The 17668-nt window shown below is 67.8% G+C and carries 16 protein-coding genes; 4 read left to right on the top strand and 12 right to left on the bottom strand.

Going from position 1 to position 17668, the window contains the following annotated elements; genetic code table 11:
* Positions 1-2 precede the first annotated feature (2 nt).
* From A3M1_RS0109565 to A3M1_RS0109555, 3 genes are all read right to left on the bottom strand, one after another.
* A complete protein-coding gene (locus A3M1_RS0109565) occupies positions 3-791 on the bottom strand; it encodes an ABC transporter ATP-binding protein (RefSeq protein WP_018388740.1) in 789 nt (262 codons plus the stop codon).
* Entirely contained in the window at positions 788-1723 is a 936-nt protein-coding gene (locus A3M1_RS0109560) for an ABC transporter permease (protein WP_018388739.1), read from the bottom strand. The genes A3M1_RS0109565 and A3M1_RS0109560 overlap by 4 nt, the downstream gene beginning before the upstream one ends.
* A gap of 125 nt (positions 1724-1848) precedes the next feature.
* Positions 1849-2907, bottom strand: coding sequence for an ABC transporter substrate-binding protein (locus A3M1_RS0109555; RefSeq protein WP_018388738.1), 1059 nt, complete (start codon positions 2905-2907; stop codon positions 1849-1851).
* Between the two features lie 647 nt (positions 2908-3554).
* Here A3M1_RS0109555 and A3M1_RS0109550 point away from each other — a divergent pair.
* Positions 3555-4283: a GntR family transcriptional regulator gene (locus A3M1_RS0109550; protein WP_081620354.1), complete on the top strand. Its 729-nt coding sequence runs from the start codon at positions 3555-3557 to the stop codon at positions 4281-4283.
* An 11-nt stretch (positions 4284-4294) separates the two neighbouring features.
* The gene (locus tag A3M1_RS0109545) at positions 4295-5053 is read left to right on the top strand and encodes an aspartate/glutamate racemase family protein (protein WP_018388736.1); all 759 of its coding nucleotides are present in this window, start codon (positions 4295-4297) and stop codon (positions 5051-5053) included.
* Positions 5054-5083: 30 nt separating this feature from the next.
* On the opposite strand, the gene A3M1_RS0109540 is transcribed toward A3M1_RS0109545, so the two are convergent.
* The 3 genes from A3M1_RS0109540 to A3M1_RS0109530 all read right to left on the bottom strand — a co-directional run bounded on the left by A3M1_RS0109540 (position 5084) and on the right by A3M1_RS0109530 (position 9972).
* Positions 5084-7810, bottom strand: a complete 2727-nt coding sequence (locus tag A3M1_RS0109540; protein WP_018388735.1) for an HAD-IC family P-type ATPase — start codon at positions 7808-7810, stop codon at positions 5084-5086.
* A gap of 102 nt (positions 7811-7912) precedes the next feature.
* Positions 7913-8461 (bottom strand): ActR/PrrA/RegA family redox response regulator transcription factor, encoded by a 549-nt coding sequence (locus A3M1_RS0109535; RefSeq protein WP_018388734.1) that lies wholly within the window; start codon positions 8459-8461, stop codon positions 7913-7915.
* Between the two features lie 134 nt (positions 8462-8595).
* Positions 8596-9972 carry an ActS/PrrB/RegB family redox-sensitive histidine kinase gene (locus A3M1_RS0109530; RefSeq protein WP_018388733.1) on the bottom strand — a complete coding sequence of 459 codons (1377 nt, stop codon included), beginning with the start codon at positions 9970-9972 and terminating at the stop codon, positions 8596-8598.
* Positions 9973-10160: 188 nt separating this feature from the next.
* On the opposite strand from A3M1_RS0109530, the gene A3M1_RS0109525 reads away from it, so the two are divergent.
* Positions 10161-11561 carry a polyhydroxyalkanoate depolymerase gene (locus A3M1_RS0109525; RefSeq protein ID WP_018388732.1) on the top strand — a complete coding sequence of 467 codons (1401 nt, stop codon included), beginning with the start codon at positions 10161-10163 and terminating at the stop codon, positions 11559-11561.
* On the opposite strand, the gene A3M1_RS0109520 is transcribed toward A3M1_RS0109525, so the two are convergent.
* Positions 11540-12442, bottom strand: a complete 903-nt coding sequence (locus A3M1_RS0109520; RefSeq protein ID WP_018388731.1) for a LysR family transcriptional regulator — start codon at positions 12440-12442, stop codon at positions 11540-11542. The genes A3M1_RS0109525 and A3M1_RS0109520 overlap by 22 nt on opposite strands.
* 117 nt (positions 12443-12559) lie before the next feature.
* Between A3M1_RS0109520 and A3M1_RS0109515 the strand changes: the two genes are divergently transcribed.
* Positions 12560-13324: an SDR family oxidoreductase gene (locus A3M1_RS0109515; RefSeq protein WP_018388730.1), complete on the top strand. Its 765-nt coding sequence runs from the start codon at positions 12560-12562 to the stop codon at positions 13322-13324.
* Positions 13325-13412: 88 nt separating this feature from the next.
* Here A3M1_RS0109515 and phoB read toward each other — a convergent pair whose 3' ends face one another.
* From phoB to pstC, 5 genes are read right to left on the bottom strand one after another with little or no spacing between them, the layout of a single operon-like run.
* Positions 13413-14114 carry a phosphate regulon transcriptional regulator PhoB gene (gene phoB / locus A3M1_RS0109510; RefSeq protein WP_018388729.1) on the bottom strand — a complete coding sequence of 234 codons (702 nt, stop codon included), beginning with the start codon at positions 14112-14114 and terminating at the stop codon, positions 13413-13415.
* A gap of 35 nt (positions 14115-14149) precedes the next feature.
* Positions 14150-14863: a phosphate signaling complex protein PhoU gene (gene phoU / locus A3M1_RS0109505; RefSeq protein ID WP_018388728.1), complete on the bottom strand. Its 714-nt coding sequence runs from the start codon at positions 14861-14863 to the stop codon at positions 14150-14152.
* 25 nt (positions 14864-14888) lie between these two features.
* On the bottom strand, positions 14889-15710 hold the full coding sequence (pstB, locus tag A3M1_RS0109500; RefSeq protein WP_018388727.1) for a phosphate ABC transporter ATP-binding protein PstB: 822 nt from the start codon (positions 15708-15710) through the stop codon (positions 14889-14891).
* An 8-nt stretch (positions 15711-15718) separates the two neighbouring features.
* On the bottom strand, positions 15719-16552 hold the full coding sequence (gene pstA, locus A3M1_RS0109495; protein WP_018388726.1) for a phosphate ABC transporter permease PstA: 834 nt from the start codon (positions 16550-16552) through the stop codon (positions 15719-15721).
* A 12-nt stretch (positions 16553-16564) separates the two neighbouring features.
* Entirely contained in the window at positions 16565-17542 is a 978-nt protein-coding gene (pstC, locus tag A3M1_RS0109490) for a phosphate ABC transporter permease subunit PstC (RefSeq protein ID WP_018388725.1), read from the bottom strand.
* Positions 17543-17668: the final 126 nt, after the last annotated feature.

Here is a 17668-nt window from a genome sequence, read left to right as displayed (position 1 = left end):
GCCTACACCGCCTCCTGCTCGGCGAAGGCGCGGTCGACCTCGTCGGCGAGAAGCTCCGTGAACATGTCGCGATAGGCGTGGTAGCGCGGGTCGCGGGATTCACGCGGGCGCGGCAGGTCGATGGGCACGATGGTCTTCACCCGGCCGGGGCGCGAGGTGAACACCACCACCCGGTCGGCCAGCGAAATCGCCTCGTCGATGGAATGGGTGACGAGCAGGATCGAGGCGCCGCTGTCGCGCCAGATCTGCAGCAGGAAGTCCTGCATGCGGGCGCGGGTCTGCACGTCGAGCGCGGCGAAGGGCTCGTCCATCATCAGCACCTTTGGCCGCATGGCGAGCGCCCTTGCGCAGGCGGCGCGCTGGCGCATGCCGCCGGAAAGCTCGTCCGGCTTCTTGTCCAGCATGTCGCCGAGGCCGACGCGCTTGAGCGTTTCCACCGCGATCTCGCGGCGCTTCACCGGCTGCACATGCTGCACGGCAAGGCCGAAGGCGACATTGTCGGCGATGGTGAGCCAGGGAAACAGCGAAGCTTCCTGGAAAATCAGCCCGCGCTCGGCGGAAGGCTCGGTGACGGGCTCGCCATCGCAGGCGATGGTGCCGCCGGACACGTCCTCCAGACCCGCGATCATGTAGAGCAGCGTGGACTTGCCGCAGCCGGAAGGGCCGAGCAGGACAATGAACTCGCCCGGCGCGACGTCAAAGCTGAGATCTTCCAGCGCGTGCACCGGGGCGCGGCCTTCGGGGGTCCAGCGCTTGGAAACGGACTGGATCGAGACGGCGGGGCGGCTCATCGGGCGGCTCCCTGGTTGGGGGCGACCCACCACAGCATCTTGTGCTGCACCTGGCGGAGCGCGAAATCGGAGAGGAAGCCGAGCAGGCCGATGATCGCCATGGTGAAGAAGACCAGCTTGGCGTTGAAGGTCGAGCGCGCCATCGAGGTGATCTGGCCAAGCCCGGTGCCGACGCCGACCGTCTCGGCGATCAGCACCACCATCCAGGCGGCGAACAGGTTCAGCCGCAGTGTCATGAACAGGCTGGGCAGGATGGCGGGCAGGATCACCTTCCAGAAGGTCTGCCGCTGGCTGGCGCCCATGATGCGGGCGACATGGATGTAGTTCTTCGGCACGCTTTCGATCTGCGCCCCGGTGGAGAGCACGATGGCGAAGAACACGGTGATGAAGACGAGGAAGATCGCCGGCACATCGCCAATGCCGAAGACGAAGATGGCGACCGGCAGCCACGCCACCGGCGAGATCGGCGCCAGCAGGAGGATGGTCGGCAGCAGGAGGTTGCGCAGGAGCTTCACATAATGGATCGCCGCGCCCACCGCGACGCCGCAGGTGAAGCCGAGCGTGAGGCCGACCAGCACCCGCAGCGTGGTCGAGCCCATGGTGAACAGCAGCGGCCACACGCCCACCCCGCTCGCCACAGAGCCGATGCGGTTGGAGCGGTCGAAGAATTTCAGCGTGCCGGGAATGTCGGAGAGAAACAGGTGCGGCGGCGGCAGCAGCAGCGGGTTCAGCATGCCGAAGAACCACAGCGCCTCCCACAGGCCGGCGAACAGGCTGAGCGAGACCAGCCCCCAGCCAATAGCGCTGAGCCGCCGGCGCAGGGCGGGCGAGAGGAGCGGGGCTTTCGCTATGGGCGCCGCCGTGTTGGGCGCCGCGCGCCCGGCCTCGGCGTGGCCGAGGCCCGTCTGCCCGGCATCTGCGGTCATCGTCATGGCGTCCTTCCAGTGAAGCGGGGGCGGGGCCAGAACCGGCCGGTCGCACGCACGGGTGCCGGCAGGGGTCCCTGGTGGTCCGGCGCAGTCTCCCTCCCCCCGGCGGGGAGAGGGAGAACCCGTGCTCAGGCCGACTTCAGCTTGAGGCTGTCATAGACCGGCTTGTTGGCGGCGATGACCGCCTCCAGCAGGCTCCAGTCGAAGGCGCCCTGGTCGGGCAGCTTCTTGACGTAGCCGAGTTCCATCATCGACTGGCCGCGGTCGATGATGAACTGGGTCTGGTTGCGCTGGTCGACGACGATCGGCTGCTTCGAGGAGGCATCCTCGGCCGCTTCCATGCTGGTCTTGTAATATTTGCCGACCGTGTCCTTCAGCGCGGCCTGCTTGTCGGCCTCGGCCTGCGACTGGGCGACCATCAGCGCCTTGATGACAGCCTTCACCGCCGCCGGGTTGCTCTCCAGCAGCGGGGTGCGCACCGCGAGCACGCAATCCGAATAGCCCTTGCCATAGACGTCGGTGCCATCGGACAGCACGGTCGCGCCCTTGCGGCCAAGCACGCATTGCGAGGCATAGGGTTCGATGTGGCAGATGGCGTCGATGGCGCCGGCCATGAAGGCCTGGGCGAGTTCCGGCGAGGTGTCGAGATATTTGATCTGCACGTCGTTGAAGGAAAGACCGGCCTTCTTCAGGTAATCATAGGGCAGCACTTCCAGCGTGTCGGCCTGGAAGGTGCCGAAGGTCTTGCCCTTCAGGTCGGCGGCGGAGGTGATGCCCTCCTTGGCGACGATGATGCAGCCTTCGACGCCGCCACCGGCGACGATCTTCACCGGCGCGCCGGCATCGTAGAGCGTCATGAAGTTCGAGTAGGGGATCATCGACATGTCGACGAGACCCGCGCCGAACATGGTGGTGATCTCGGTATTGGACGGCGTCACCACGAAGTCGAGTTCGACGCCGTCCGCCTTGGTCAGTTCCCGCTCCTTGGCGAGGAAGATGCCCATGTTGCAGAAGCCGGAGCCGTGCGTCGCCTTGATGGTGGTGCCGGCGGCGCGGGCCACATTCGGCGCCAGCAGGCCGGCCAGCCCGGCCGGCAGCGCGATGCTCGCCGCCGCGCCCGCCACCGAGGTCTTCAGGAAGCCGCGGCGCGAGAAGTTACGATAGAAAGTGCCGTCACGATCACACATGATCCCCTCCGGATCTTGAGAACCGATACGACCCCGCCTTACAGCCCGTTCGTTGTCGAACTGTAGATCACGCCGCCACGGTTGCACACCGCAGCAACGGGACCCGCAGACGGGATCACGATGATGGGCACGCCAACCCGAAAGAGCATTTTCGCCCTGCGCTACACCACAGGTGCGGCGAAAACATCCGCACTATACGAGGCCAATACAGGCAGCCAAGCGCAAATAAGCGTCAGAATACCCATCATTCTGACCAAGAAATGGGCTGAATACGCTCACTCCCCTTCGCACCCGCCGCTCGCACTGACCGAAACCCGCACCGAACCGCCGCTCAGGCGGGCCGTTCGCACACGCCCCGCATCCCCTGAGCCCGGAGAAGGCTTCCTCCCATTCGACGGAGCCCGCCGAACCGGATCGTCCCTCCGGACGGCCCGCGACACCGGCCTGACGCTTCCTGCGAAGCGGCAGCCGGACCGCATCTGCCGAGGAGTAAAAGACGCGCGGACAGCCAGCGCAATGATTTTTTGTATGCTGAATACAATTTACTCCAAGCGCCTATTCCTACGTCAGAATGTGACTATAATTGCAGCGTTAGGGCCCCTTATCGCGGTGCGCGTGCGTGCTAGGATCGGCGCGGGACGGAACAGATGGACACACCACGCAAGCGAGGGCGCCCGCGCAAGCTGCGCCCGGTCGAGAACTCAGGCACGGAACGGCTCAGTCGCGCCGGCCTGCACGAACACGCCGGCCGTCAGCTACGGGAGATGATCGTCACCGGCGCGCTGGCGCCGGGCGCGCCGATCGTCGAGGCCGATCTGTGCGCGCGCCTCGGCATCTCGCGCACGCCGTTGCGCGAGGCGGTGAAGATGCTGGCGGCGCAGGGGCTGGTGGAGCTGCGTCCCAATCGCAGCGCCCGCATCGCCCCTTTCGACGCCCCCCACATCACCGAGCTGTTCGAGGCGCTGAGCAATGTAGAGCGGATCGCCGCCGAATATGCCGCCCAGCGCATGAGCGCGCGCGAACTGGCGCATCTGCGCGATCTGCAGGAGACGATGGAGGCGCATTACCGCGCCGGCGATCTCGCCGCCTATTTCGCGGTCAACCAGGCCATTCACAGCGCCATCCTCGCCGGCGCCCACAATGACACGCTGGTCGAAATGCATGGCTGGCTGTTCGCCCGCGCCGAGCGGGCCCGCTATTTCGCCCTTGGCGCTCATGCCCGCTGGGCCGAATCGATCGAGGAACATCGCGCCATTCTCGCAGCGCTGGAGGCGCGCCAGCCCGACACCGCCGGCCGGCTGCTCGCCGCCCATGTCATGCATACGGGCACCGGTGTGCTGGCGCGGCTCGCCGACACCGCCGGCGCCGCGGCCTGAAGGAACAGCCCTTGCGTATTCTCGTGCTCAATCCCAACACCACCGAGGCGGTGACGCAGATGCTGCTCGCCGCCGCCCGCCCCGCCGTGGCGCCGGGAACGGTGCTCACCGGCCTGACCGCGCCGCGTGGCGTGCCCTACATCGCCTCGCGCGCCGAGGCCCAGCTCGGCGGGGCGCTGACGCTGGAAATGCTGGCCGAGCACCATCGCGACTACGACGCCGCCATCATCGCCGCCTTCGGCGATCCCGGCCTGCTGCCGGCCCGCGAATTGTTCGACCTGCCGATCCTCGGCATGGCGGAAGCGGCGATGCTGACCGCCTGCACGCTGGGCCAGCGCTTCAGCATCGTCACCTTCACCACCACCATGGCCAATTGGTACCAGGACACGGTCGAGGCCTACCGCCTCTCCGGCCGCTGCGCCGGCATCCGTGCCCGCAGCCTGCCCTTCTCGGCGATCGAGAATGTGCAGGCGGAGATGGAACAGGCCATCGCCGCGCTCGCCCGCGAGGCGGTGGAGCAGGATGGGGCGGATGTGGTGATCCTCGGCGGGGCGCCGCTCGCCGGCATGGCCCCGCGCCTGCGGGCGCAGGTGCCGGTGCCGGTGGTCGATCCCATTGTTGCGGCGGTGAAGATGGCCGAGGCGCTCGTCACCCTCGCCCCGCGCAAGCCGGTGCTCGGCACGTTCAGCCGACCTCCGGCCAAGCCGACCTTCGGCCTGCCGCCCGCGCTCGCCGCCCGCATCGAGCACAGCGACGCGCCGGTGGGCTAAGGCGCGGGACAGCCGGAAGGCCGATGCCCCCTACATGTCCGCTGCCGAAAAGACGCCGAAGCGCCGCAGCAGCGTCTTCTCGATTTCGAGAAGGACCATGAGCGCCGCGCCGACGCCGATAATCATCACCCCGTCGAGCAGGGCGATGGGGCGGGTGTCGAAGATCGCCTGCATGACCGGCAGATAGGTGAAGGCGAGCTGGCCGGCCACGACAGCCGCCAGCGCCATCAGCACCGCCGGCGTGCCCAGCGCGCCGCGCCAGCTGAGCGAGCGCATGTGCAGGAAGCGCACATTGAAGAGATAGAAGATCTCCATCACGACAAGCGTGTTGACCACCATGGTGCGCGCCATCTCCAGTTCCTGCCCACGCCAGATCGACTGGAAGAAGACGGCGAAGGACACGAGGGTGAACAGCACCGAGACCAGCACCACCCGCCACAACATGAAGCGGGTGAGAAGCCCGGCACGGGCGGGACGGGGCGGGCGCTCCATGACACCCGGTTCAGTCGGCTCGAAGGCCAGCGCCAGGCCGAGCGTCGCGCTGGTCGCCAAATTGATCCAGAGGATCTGTGCCGCCGACATCGGCATGGCGATGCCGAACAGGATGGCGCCGATCACCGCCAGCACCTCGCCGCCATTGGTCGGCAGCGTCCAGGCGATCATCTTGCGGATATTGTCGTAGACGGTGCGCCCCTCCTTCACCGCCGCGACGATGGAGGCGAAATTGTCGTCGAGCAGCACCATGTCGGCCGCCTGCTTGGCCGCTTCCGTGCCCTTGTGGCCCATGGCGATGCCGACATCGGCCTGCTTGAGCGAGGGCGCGTCATTGACGCCGTCGCCGGTCATCGCCACCACCGCGCCGGTGGATTGCAGCGCCCGCACGATGCGCAGCTTGTTCTCCGGGCTGGTGCGGGCAAACACGCTGGTGCGCGCCGCCATCACCACCAGATCCTCGTCCGACACCGCATCGACCTGCGCGCCGGTCACCACCACCGGATTCTCGGCCAGCCCGAGCTGGCGGGCGATGGCGCCGGCGGTGACACCATGATCGCCGGTGATCATCTTCACCCCGATGCCGGCGCTGCGGCACTCGGCGATGGCGGCCACCGCCTCGGGGCGCGGCGGGTCGATGAAGCCGATAAGGCCGAGAAAATCGAAACCCTCGCCCAGCTCCGCGAAGGAGAGGCGCGGCGGCGCCTGCGCCAGCCGCTTGATCGCGAAGCCGAGCACCCGCTCGCCCGCCGCCGCCGCGCGGGCAATGGCCTGCTCCCACGCGCCGCCGCCGGGCAGGCCGGCGAGCTTCAGCACCTCTTCCGGCGCGCCCTTGACGAAGATCACCGCCCCGCCCTCCGGGTCGCGATTGAGGCTGGCCATGAAGCGGTAGGCGGCATCGAAGGGAATCTCGTCGAGCCGGGCAAAGGCGGCGCGCTCCCGCTCCGGGCGCAGCCCCGCCTTCAGCGCGAGGGCGACCAGCGCCCCCTCCATCGGGTCGCCTTCCGCCCGCCAGACGCCGTTCTCGGCGTGAAGATGCGCGTCGTTGCACAAAAGCCCGCAGCGCAGCAGATGCGCCGCCACCTCGGCCGGGGCCCGCGTCGCGCCCTCGTCCGGCGCCTGCCAGGCGAGCGCGCCGGCGGGGTCATAGCCGATGCCGGAGACGGCGATCTCGGCAAGGTCCCCTGTGGCCGGGACCACCAGCCGCCGGGCGGTCATCTCGTTGCGGGTCAGCGTGCCCGTTTTGTCGGAGCAGATCACCGAGGTTGCGCCCAGCGTTTCCACCGCCGGCAGCTGGCGGATGACGGCGTGCTGGCGGGCCATGCGCCGCACGCCGATGGCGAGCGTGATGGTGATGACCGCCGGCAGCCCCTCCGGCACCAGGCCCACCGCCAGCGCCACCACCGCGATCAGCGCCTCGCTCCAGCCGTAGCCACGCACCGCGACGGCGAACAGGAACAGCGCCGCCGACCCGCCAAGGGCGAGCCAGGTGAAGCGGCGGGCAAAGGCATCGACCTGCCGCAGCAGCGGCGTCGCCAGCGGCTCGACATCGGCGATCAGCCGGCCGATGCGGCCGATCTGGGTGTGCGGGCCGGTGGAGACGACGATGCCCGCGCCCTGCCCGGCGGCGATGGTGGTGCCGGAAAACGCCATCGAATGACGATCCCCCAGCGCCGCCTCCATTGCGGCCGGCGCCTCGTCCTTGGCGGCGGCGACGGATTCGCCGGTGAGGACGGCCTCGTCGATCAGCATGCCCCGCGCGCGGATCAGCCGCGTATCCGCCGGCACCCGGTCGCCCGCCTCCAGCAGCACGAGGTCGCCGGGCACGAGGTCGCGTGCGTGCACGCTCTGGCGCCGGCTGGCCCGCATCACCGTGGCATGCGGCGCGATCATGTTGCGGATGGCCCGCAGCGCCTGTTCGGCCTTGCCCTCCTGGATGAAGCCGACCAGGGCGTTGACCAGCACCACGGCGACGATCACCCCGGCATCGACATAATGAGCGAGCACGAACGCCGCCGCCGCGCCGGCGAGCAGGAAATAGATCAGCGCATTGTTGAACTGGGCGAGGAAGCGCAGCAGCGGCGAGCGGCCGGGCGGCTCGGGCAGCGCATTGGGGCCATGGGTGGCAAGGCGCGCCTGCGCCTCCTCCGGCGTCAGCCCGGCGCTGGTGACGCCAAGCCGGCCGGCCACCTCTTCATGGGGAATCGCGTGCCAGTGATCGGCGGCGGGATCGTGCGGCAGGCCGGAGGGAACGGCATCATTCATCGGTCGGGGGCGCTCGCTGACGTTGCGTTAGCCCGAACCTAGAAGCACACCCTCCCCCGGCCTAGCGGAGTTTCCCGTATGGCGTCGCGTCGCCGGCCCGGTTCAGCGCGGCGCGCGCTTGGCGAGGATGCGCTGGAGCGTGCGGCGGTGCATGGAGAGGCGCCGCGCGGTTTCCGAGACATTGCGGCCGCACAGCTCATAGACCCGCTGAATATGCTCCCAGCGCACCCGGTCCGCCGACATCGGGTTCTCGGGCAGCTGCGGCTTGAAATCGCCCTGCGCGTTCAGCGCGGCGCAGATGTCGTCGGCATCGGCCGGTTTGGCGAGATAGTCGACCGCGCCGATCTTCACCGCGTTCACGGCGGTGGCGATGTTGCCATAGCCGGTGAGGATGATGCCGCGCGCTTCCGGCCGGCGGCGCTTCAACGCGGAAATCACGTCCAGCCCGTTGCCATCGCCGAGGCGCATGTCCACCACCGCATAGGCCGGTGCGCTGCCCTCGACGCTGGCGAGGCCATCGGCCACGGTTTCCGCCGTCGTGACCATGAAGCCGCGCGTTTCCATCGCCCGGGCGAGCCGCTGCAGAAACGGCCGGTCGTCGTCGACAATGAGCAGCGTGCGATCCTGCGGTTCCATGGCGATATCGAGCATCTCAGTGCTTTCCAATGTGCCGGCTGCGGCATCCCCGGGCGGGGTCAGAGACCGCCACCCGCGATGCGTCGCCAAGTCGACTTTTGACGCAGCTTATACCCCGAGGGCAGCGAGATCAAAATGTCGCAACCCTTCTACGGCCGGGCGGGCGGCCGGTTCTCCGCCTCCGGTTCACGATCACCTGATATGTCGATCAGCGCGCGCGGCCAGCGCACCCCCACCGAGGCGCCATGCGCCGGCGGCGGGCGGTTGACGAAGGTGAGCCCGGCGCCGGTGCGCTCCAGCAGCGTCTTGGCGATGAACACGCCGAGGCCGAGGCCGTTCTGGTCCTCGCCATCGCTCTCCGTCCCGCGCTTCCAGCGGTTGCGGCCGCGGCTGGTGACATAGGGTGCGCCGATGCTGTCCAGGAGTTCGATCGGAAAGCCCGGCCCGTCATCGGTGACGGAGATCGTCACCTCGTCCTCGCTCCAGCTGGCGACGATGTTGACCCGCCCTTCGGCGAAATCCACCGCGTTCTCGACAATGTTGCCGAGGCCATAGAGCAGGCCGGGATTGCGGGCGATGATCGGCTCGCCGGGGGCGCCATTGGGCAGAGTGACGGCGATGGTGATGCCGAAATTGCGGTGCGGCGCCACCACGTCTTCCAGCAGATGCGAGATCGGCATGCGGTCGAACGGCGCCTCGCCGGCATCCAGCGTGGTCAGCCGGCGCAAAATGGCGCGGCAGCGCTCGGCCTGTTCGCTCACCAGCTTGATGTCGTCGCTCATCGGGCTGTCGGCCGGCAGCGACCGGGCCAGCTCCTTGGCCACCACGGTGATGGTGGCGAGCGGCGTGCCCAGCTCATGCGCCGCCGCCGCCGCCAGCCCGTCCAGCGCCGAGAGGTGCTGTTCGCGCGCCAGCACCAGCTCGGTCGCCGCCAGCGCCTCGGAGAGTTCGCGCGTTTCCTCCGCCACCCGCCAGGCATGCACCCCGATGAAGGCGATGGCGATGGCCAGCGCCAGCCAGATGCCGACGAGATAGAGCGTCGGTAGCTCCGGCACAGCGCCCAGCGCGCCACTGCTGGCCCAGGGCAGCGGCATCTGCCAGAAGCCGACCAGCGCCGCGCAGGCCGCCGCCAGCACGCCAAGCAGGATGGTGGTGCGCGGGGAGAGCGCCGTCGCCGAGATCAGCACCGGGGCGAGAAAGAGCAGCGCGAAGGGGTTGGAAAGCCCGCCGGTGAGGAAGAGCAGCGCGGCCAGCTGCAGGATGTCATAGGCCAGCAGCCAGGCCGCCTCCACATCCGACAGCCGCCGCGCGCCGGGATTGCGCAGCCGGAGCGCCAGATTGAGCCAGGCGGACAGCGCCACCACGGCGAGGCTGGCGCCGATCGGCAGCGAGAAGCCGAGCAGCCACTGCACCACCACGATGGCGACGGTCTGGCCGGAAATCGCCAGCCAGCGCAGGCGGATAAGCGTATCCAGCCGCAGGCCGAAAAAACGTTCGCCAATGGGATGATCGAGCGAGAGCGACATGAAGGCCCCTTGCGCGGCGCCCCACCGCGCCGTGGCGCCCTCTATAGCGCCGTTGCCCGCCCAAGCGCGAGAGCGGGCCTCACGTTGACGCGGCCGCGAAAGAGCCTATTTATGCTGCAACGCACAAGAGCGACGCGCGACAACGACGCGACAGCGCCGAACGGGCGGAATGAACTACGGAGGCTTGCATGGCGATCGGCGTTTTCGGCGATGTTCCCGATGCGGAAGACGTGGTGGTGGCACCCGAGGTGACGCTTGAAGCGGCCTCGGCGCTGGCGCGGCCGATGTACTGGATGTTCGAGCTCGGCCACGCCGCGCTCGACCCGCTGCGCATGATGGCCGATGCCGGCCGGCTGTTCTACCGCAACCCCGCCAACCCGCTCAGCCACACCGGCTTCGGCAAGACTATGTCGGCTTCGCTGGAAATGTTCGAGCGCACCACGCGGCGCTATGGCAAGCCGGACTGGGGCATTGACGAGGTGACGGTCGGGGGCGTTTCCGTGCCGGTCGAGATCGAGACGGTGTGGGAGCGGCCCTTCTGCAAGCTGCTGCATTTCAAGCGTCATTTCACCAACAAGCCGCGCCGGCCGCAGCCGCGCATGGTCATTGTCGCGCCGCTGTCGGGCCATTACGCCACGCTGCTGCGCGGCACGGTGCAGACCCTGCTGCCCAATCACGATCTCTACATCACCGACTGGGTGGACGCCCGCAACGTCCCGGCCACTGAGGGTCCGTTCAGCCTCGACGACTATATCGACTACGTCATCGAGATCTTCCACCATCTCGGCGGCGGGGTGCATGCGCTCGCCGTGTGCCAGCCGGCGGTGCCGGTGCTGGCGGCCGTGGCGCGGATGGAGGAGCTGGGCGACCCCGACGTGCCCGCCTCCATGGTGCTGATGGGCGGGCCGATCGACACCCGCGAGAGCCCGACAGCGGTGAACCATTTCGCCGAAGAGCGGGGTATCGAGTGGTTCCAGCGCAATGTCATCACCACGGTTCCCTGGCCCAATGCCGGGGTGATGCGCCAGGTCTATCCCGGCTTTCTCCAGCTGCACGGCTTCATGGCGATGAACATGGAGCGCCATCTGAAGGCCCATGCCGACATGTTCGGCCATCTGGTGAAGGGCGATGGCGATTCCGCCGCCAAGCATCGCGAGTTCTATGACGAATATCTCTCCGTCATGGACCTGCCGGCGGAATATTACCTGCAGACGCTGCAGACCGTGTTCATCGACCACGCGCTGCCGAAGGGCACGATGACCCATCGCGGCGCCAAGGTGGACCCGTCGAAGATCCGCAACGTCGCGCTGCTCACCGTCGAGGGCGAGAATGACGACATTTCCGGCATCGGCCAGACGCGGGCGGCGCAGACGCTCTGCTCCAGCCTGCCCGACGACATGAAGGCGCATTATCTGCAGCCGACCGTCGGCCATTACGGCGTGTTCAACGGCTCGCGCTTCCGCGCCGAAATCGCCCCGCGCATCTCCGACTTTGTGCTCAGCCATAACTGGCCGAAGAAGGGCCACAACCGGCCGGACAGCGACACCCCGACGGGCGGCACGGGCGATCATAAGCCAGCCTCCCAATAGGGCGGATCGCCGAACGCCTCGCGCAGACATTGCGCCAGCGCGCGCAGCTTGGCGGAAGGTTGGCGGCCCTCGGGATGGGCGACATAGATGAATTCCGCCTCCGGCTGGGCGCCGACATCCACCACCTGAAGCCGGCCGATGCGTATATCGGGGCCGGCGATGAACAGCGGCAACAGCGTGATGCCGAGGCCGGCGGCGGCCGCATCGCGCATGATCACGCCGTTATTGACGCGAAGCGCCGGCCGCGCCCGCACTTGGATCGCCTTCCCTTCCGTCACGAAGCGCCAGTCGGCGATGCCGCGATGGGTGTAGAAAATGCCCCGGTGGGCCTCGAGCTCCTCAAGACTTCCCGGCCGCCCGTTCTGTTCGAGATAATCGGGCGAGGCAACCAGCACCCGCCGGCTGCGGGCGAGGCGCCAGGCCATCAGCCGGCTGTCGCGCATCGGCCCGTGGCGCACAACGCCATCATAGCCTTCGGCCTGCGCATCTACCACGCGGTCGTCGAGCTCGATCGTCAGGTCGATCTCCGGATGCTGGCGCAGGAAGGGGTAAAGCGCCGGCCCGATATGTAGCGCCGTCAGCGTCACCGGCGCGGATAGGCGCAGCGGGCCGGAAAGCGTGCCGCGCCGCTCGGCCAGCGTCGCGGCGGCTACATCCAGGCCGCGAAGCGACTGCGAGGCCAGTTCGAGGAAGATCAGGCCGTCCTCCGTCAGCGTCAGTCGGCGCGTCGAGCGGTGCACCAGCTTGGCACCGAGCTGCCGTTCAAGCTGCGCCAGACGGTCGCTGACGACGGACTTCGCTAGGCGCAGCCGGCGGGCCGCCTCACTGATCGAGCCCGCCTCGGCAATGGCGACGAAAGCGGCGATGCCGTCGAGTTTCATCGTTCGGTTATTCCGGACATGGTTTCCGCTCACCGCAGGCTAATCCGAACGTGGCGTTATCGCCATACTTCTCCCCGACACGCCGCCGAGGGCGGCCGTATGATGAGGAGAATTGCGATGGGACGTCTTGAGGGCAAGGTCGCGCTGATCGCCGGCGCCAGTTCCGGCATCGGCCGGGCCGCTGCGGTGCTGTTCGCCCGTGAGGGCGCGAGGCTGGTGCTCGGGGCCCGCCGCCAAGGCGAGCTGGACGCGCTGGCGGCGGAGATTGCCGCCGAGGGCGGCGCAGCGGCTGTGCTCGCCGGCGATGTGCGCGAGGAGGAGTATGATCGGGCGCTCGCGGCATTGGCGGCGGAGCGGTTTGGCCGGCTCGACATCGCCGTGAACAATGCCGGCACGCTCGGCGAGAAGGGACCCAGCACCGAGATTTCGGCCAAGGGCTGGGAGGATACGCTGGCGGTGAACCTCACGGGCTCCTTCCTCGGCGCCAAGCACCAGATCGCGCAGATGCTGAAGACCGGCGCGGGCTCGGTGATCTTCACGTCGACCTTCGTCGGCTACACGGCAGCCTTTCCCGGCCTCGCCGCCTATGCCGCCTCGAAATCCGGACTGGTCGGCCTTACCCAGGCGCTCGCCGCCGAGTTCGGCCCGAAGGGCATCCGGGTGAACGCCATCCTGCCCGGCGCGGTGGAGACCGAGATGTACCGGGAAGCGAACGACACGCCGGAGGCACAGGCCTTCGTCACGGGGCTGCACGCCCTGAAACGCGTGGCCGCGCCGGAAGAACTGGCCCGCTCGGTGCTCTATCTCGCCTCCGACGACTCGTCCTTCGTGTCCGGCACCGCGCATCTCGTCGATGGCGGGCTGTCGATCAACCGGAGCTGAGCCGGCGTGGCAGATTCGCCTGCCCTCTAACCCCCAGCTAGAGAACACGTAACCGATCGGCTTGCGATGCAAGCTGATCGGCGCGCGCTCAATGTGCGCGGGCGAACATCTCGTTGAAGGAATAGCCGGAACCGCGCACGGTGCGGATCGGGTCGGGCTGGCGGGGGCGGTTGAGCGCCTTGCGCAGCCGGCCGACATGCACGTCGACCGTGCGCTCGTCGATATAGACGTCCTGCCCCCACACGCCGTCGAGCAGCTGCTCGCGCGAATAGACGCGGCCCGGCGACTGCATGAGGAATTCCAGCAGCCGGAACTCGGTGGGGCCGAGATGCAGCTCGCGGCCGGCGCGGTGCACGCGCTTGGTCTCGCGGTCGAGCTCGATGTCGCCGGCCCGCAGCAAGGTGGAGATGTGCTCGGGCTTGGCCCGGCGCAGCAGCGCCCGCACCCGGGCGACAAGCTCGGGCACCGAGAAGGGCTTCACCACATAGTCGTCCGCGCCGGTGGCGAGGCCGCGCACGCGCTCGGTCTCCTCGCCGCGGGCGGTGAGCATGAGGATGGGCATGCGCTCGGTTTCCGGCCGGGCCCGCAGGCGCCGGCACAGCTCGATGCCGGAAAGGCCCGGCAGCATCCAGTCGAGGATCAGAAGGTCCGGCACGCTTTCGCGCAGCCTTGTCTCCGCCTCGTCGCCCCGCCCGACATTATCGACCGAATAGCCTTCGGATTCGAGATTGTAGCGGAGCAGGAGGGTGAGGGGCTCCTCATCCTCCACGATCAGTATGTTGGTGGGCATGATCTTGATCCCGAGCGTTCGCGGGCCGTGGGGTGTCAGGCCGGGAACGCGACGCTGGTCAGGCTGCTGGTGTCCTGCTTGGGCCGCTCTTCGGTGAGGAGCTGGCCGGTCACAAGATAATGGATGGTTTCCGCGACATTGGTGGCATGGTCGCCGATACGCTCGATGTTCTTGGCGCAGAACAGCAGATGCGTGCACAGCGAGATGTTGCGCGGATCTTCCATCATATAGGTGAGCAGTTCGCGGAACAGCGAGGTGTAGAGCACGTCGACCTCGCCGTCGCGCTGCCAGACTTCCAGCGCCCGCACCTCGTCGCGGGTGGCATAGGCGTCCAGCACCACTTTCAACTGTTCGAGCACGATGTTGGACATGTGCTCGACGCCGCGCACCAGCTTCTGCGGGTGGAACTCGCCGGTGAGGGCGAGCACGCGCTTGGCGGTGTTCTTGGCGAGGTCGCCGATGCGCTCCAGATCATTGGCGATCCGCATGGCGGCGACGATCTCGCGCAGGTCGCCAGCCAGCGGCTGGCGGCGGGCGATGATGAGCACCGCCTTTTCCTCGATCTCCCGCTGCAGCAGATCGACCGGGCCGTCGAGCACGATCACCTTCTGGGCGAGCTCGCTGTCGCGCTTGACCAGCGCCTGGACGCTGTCGGCGACGAGACGCTCGGACTGGCCGCCCATCTCCACCACACTGCGGCCGAGTTCCTTTAGGTCGGTGTCGAACGACGAGACGATATGTTCGGTCATGGGGCAGGCCTCTCTCGTCGCGGGCTCAGCCGAAGCGGCCGGTGATATAGTCGCGGGTGCGGGCTTCACGCGGGTTGGTGAAGATCTCGTTCGAGGCGGCGACCTCGATCAGTTCGCCGAGATAGAAGAACGAGGTGATGTCGGCGCAGCGCGCCGCCTGCTGCATGTTGTGCGTCACGATGACGATGGTGAATTCCTGCTTCAGTTCGTCGATCAGGTCTTCGATCTTCGAGGTCGAGATCGGGTCGAGCGCCGAGGTGGGCTCGTCGAGCAGGATCACTTCCGGCCGCACCGCGATGGTGCGGGCGATGCACAGGCGCTGCTGCTGGCCGCCGGAGAGGCCGAGCGCCGAGGTGTGCAGCCGGTCCTTGGCTTCTTCCCAGATCGCCGCCTTGCGCAGGCACCACTCGACGCGCTCGTCCATCTGCGCCTTGGAAAGGCGCTCATGCAGGCGCACGCCGAAGGCGATGTTGTCATAGATCGACATCGGGAACGGGGTCGGCTTCTGGAACACCATGCCGATGCGCGAGCGCACGACGGTGGAATCCAGGTCCTTGCTCAGCAGGTCGGCGCCGTCGAACAGGATCTTCCCTTCCGCGCGCTGGCCCGGATAGAGCTGATACATGCGGTTGAAGATGCGCAGCAGCGTGGACTTGCCGCAGCCCGAGGGCCCGATCATCGCGGTGACGCGCTTTTCCGGGATCTCGAAATTGATGTTCTTCAGCGCGTGGTTGTCGCCGTAGAAGAAATTGAGCTTCTCGACCTTGAGCTTGGACTCGGCCGAGGGCGCGGTGGCGCGGTTGACGGCGGAGGCGATGTCGATCGACGTCTCGGGTGCGAAATTCATGGTCCGTCTCACTTCATCTTCGCCAGGACGAGGCGGGAAAGGATGTTCAGGGTGAGAACCCCGACGGTGATGATGAGGGCGCCCGCCCAGGCCAGGGCGACCCAGTCCTCGAAGGGGCTGGCAGCGTATTGATAGATGGCGATCGGCAGGCTCGCCATGGGGGCGTCGAGGCTGAGCGACCAGCCATTATTGCCGAGCGAGGTGAACAGCAGCGGCGCGGTCTCGCCGGCGGCGCGGGCGATGGCCAGCAGGATGCCGGTGACGATGCCGGCCCGGCCGGCGCGCCAGGTAATGAAGGTCACGACCTTCCACTGCGGCGCGCCGAGCGCGAAGGCGGCTTCGCGCAGGCCGATCGGCACCAGGTTCAGCATGTCCTCGGTGGTGCGAACCACCACGGGGATGATGATGATCGCCAGGGCGATGGAACCGGCCCAGCCGGAGAAGCCGCCGAAGGGCACGACCAGGAGCTGGTAGACGAACAGGCCGATGAGGATCGACGGGGCGGAGAGCAGCACGTCATTGACGAAGCGCACCGCATTGCCGACCTGCGTCCCGCGGCCGTTCTCGGCCAGGAAGGTGCCGCACATCAGGCCGATCGGGGTGCCGATGATCAGCGCGACGCCGATCTGGATCAGCGAGCCGACAATGGCGTTGAGCAGGCCACCGCCGGCGCCGGGCGGCGCGGTGATGTGGGTGAAGACATGCGGCCCGAGCGCGGGCAGGCCGCGCGCCACCAGGGTCCACAGGATCCAGGCGAGCAGGACCAGCGAGAGCGCGGCGAAACCGACGCTGATCGCCTTGACGGTGTAGTCGGTCGCGCGACGGCGGGCGAGGGATGCCATGTGTGTCTCCACTCAGCCCTTGAGCCGGGACCGGACGAGCAGGCGCGAGAGCGCGAGCACGATGAACGAAATCACGAACAGGATGAAGCCCAGTTCCAGCAGCGCCTGCAGCTTCAGCGAGCCGATCGAGGCCTCGGGAAACTCGTTGGCGATGGTGGAGGCGATGGTGGCGCCCGGGGCGAACAGCGAGGCCGACATGCGGGTGGCATTGCCGATGACGAAGGTCACGGCCATGGTCTCACCCAGCGCGCGGCCGAGGCCGAGCATGATGGCGCCGACCATGGCTGTGCGGCCATAGGGCACCGAGACGTTGCGGTAGACCTCATAGGTGGTGGCGCCGACGCCATAGGCCGATTCCTTGATCATCGGCGGCACCGATTCCAGCACCTCGACGAACATGGCGGTGATGAAGGGCAGGATCATGATCGCCATGATCAGGCCGGCGGTGAGCATGCCCGCGCCGAGCGGCGGGCCCTGGAACAACGCGCCGATGATCGGCAGCGGCCCGAGCCATTCGATCAGCGGCGGCTGCACATAGGCGGCCATCAGCGGCACGACGATGAAGAAGCCCCACATGCCGTAGATGATCGACGGGATCGCGGCGAGCAGCTGGATCGCGACGCCGATCGGCCGGCGCAGCGGGCCGGGGGCGATCTCGGTGAGGAAGAAGGCGATGCCGAAGGACAGCGGCAGGGCGATGATGACGGCGATCACGGCGCTGAAGACGGTGCCGAACACCATCACGCCGGCGCCGAACACTTCCGTTACCGGGTTCCACGTCGTCGACCAGATGAAGGACAGGCCGAATTCCTGAATCGCCGGCAGGCCGCCCTCGAACAGCATGGCGATGATGAGGCCGAGCAGCAGCAGAACGACAATGCCGCTGGTCCATAGAATGCCGACAAAGATCGGGTCGCTGACGCGGCCGGTCGGCTTGCGCGCGGCGATCAGGCCGGTGCCCGCCTGCCTTCCGCTGAGAGTGGCATCCATGTCGTGTAATCCTTGGAGCGCCTTGTCACCCGAAAGCCGCGATCGGCCTGAGGGGCGGCGTGCTGTGACGGAGCGTGGGCGTCGCGGGCGTTAGGGGCAGACTACAATTGGCTGAGCCGGACGAGA

The sequence above is a fragment of the Ancylobacter sp. FA202 genome (assembly GCF_000380205.1).
Lineage (GTDB): Bacteria > Pseudomonadota > Alphaproteobacteria > Rhizobiales > Xanthobacteraceae > Ancylobacter.
The sequence above is the reverse complement of the archived record's forward strand: the minus strand, read 5'-3'. Positions and strand labels throughout refer to the sequence as shown.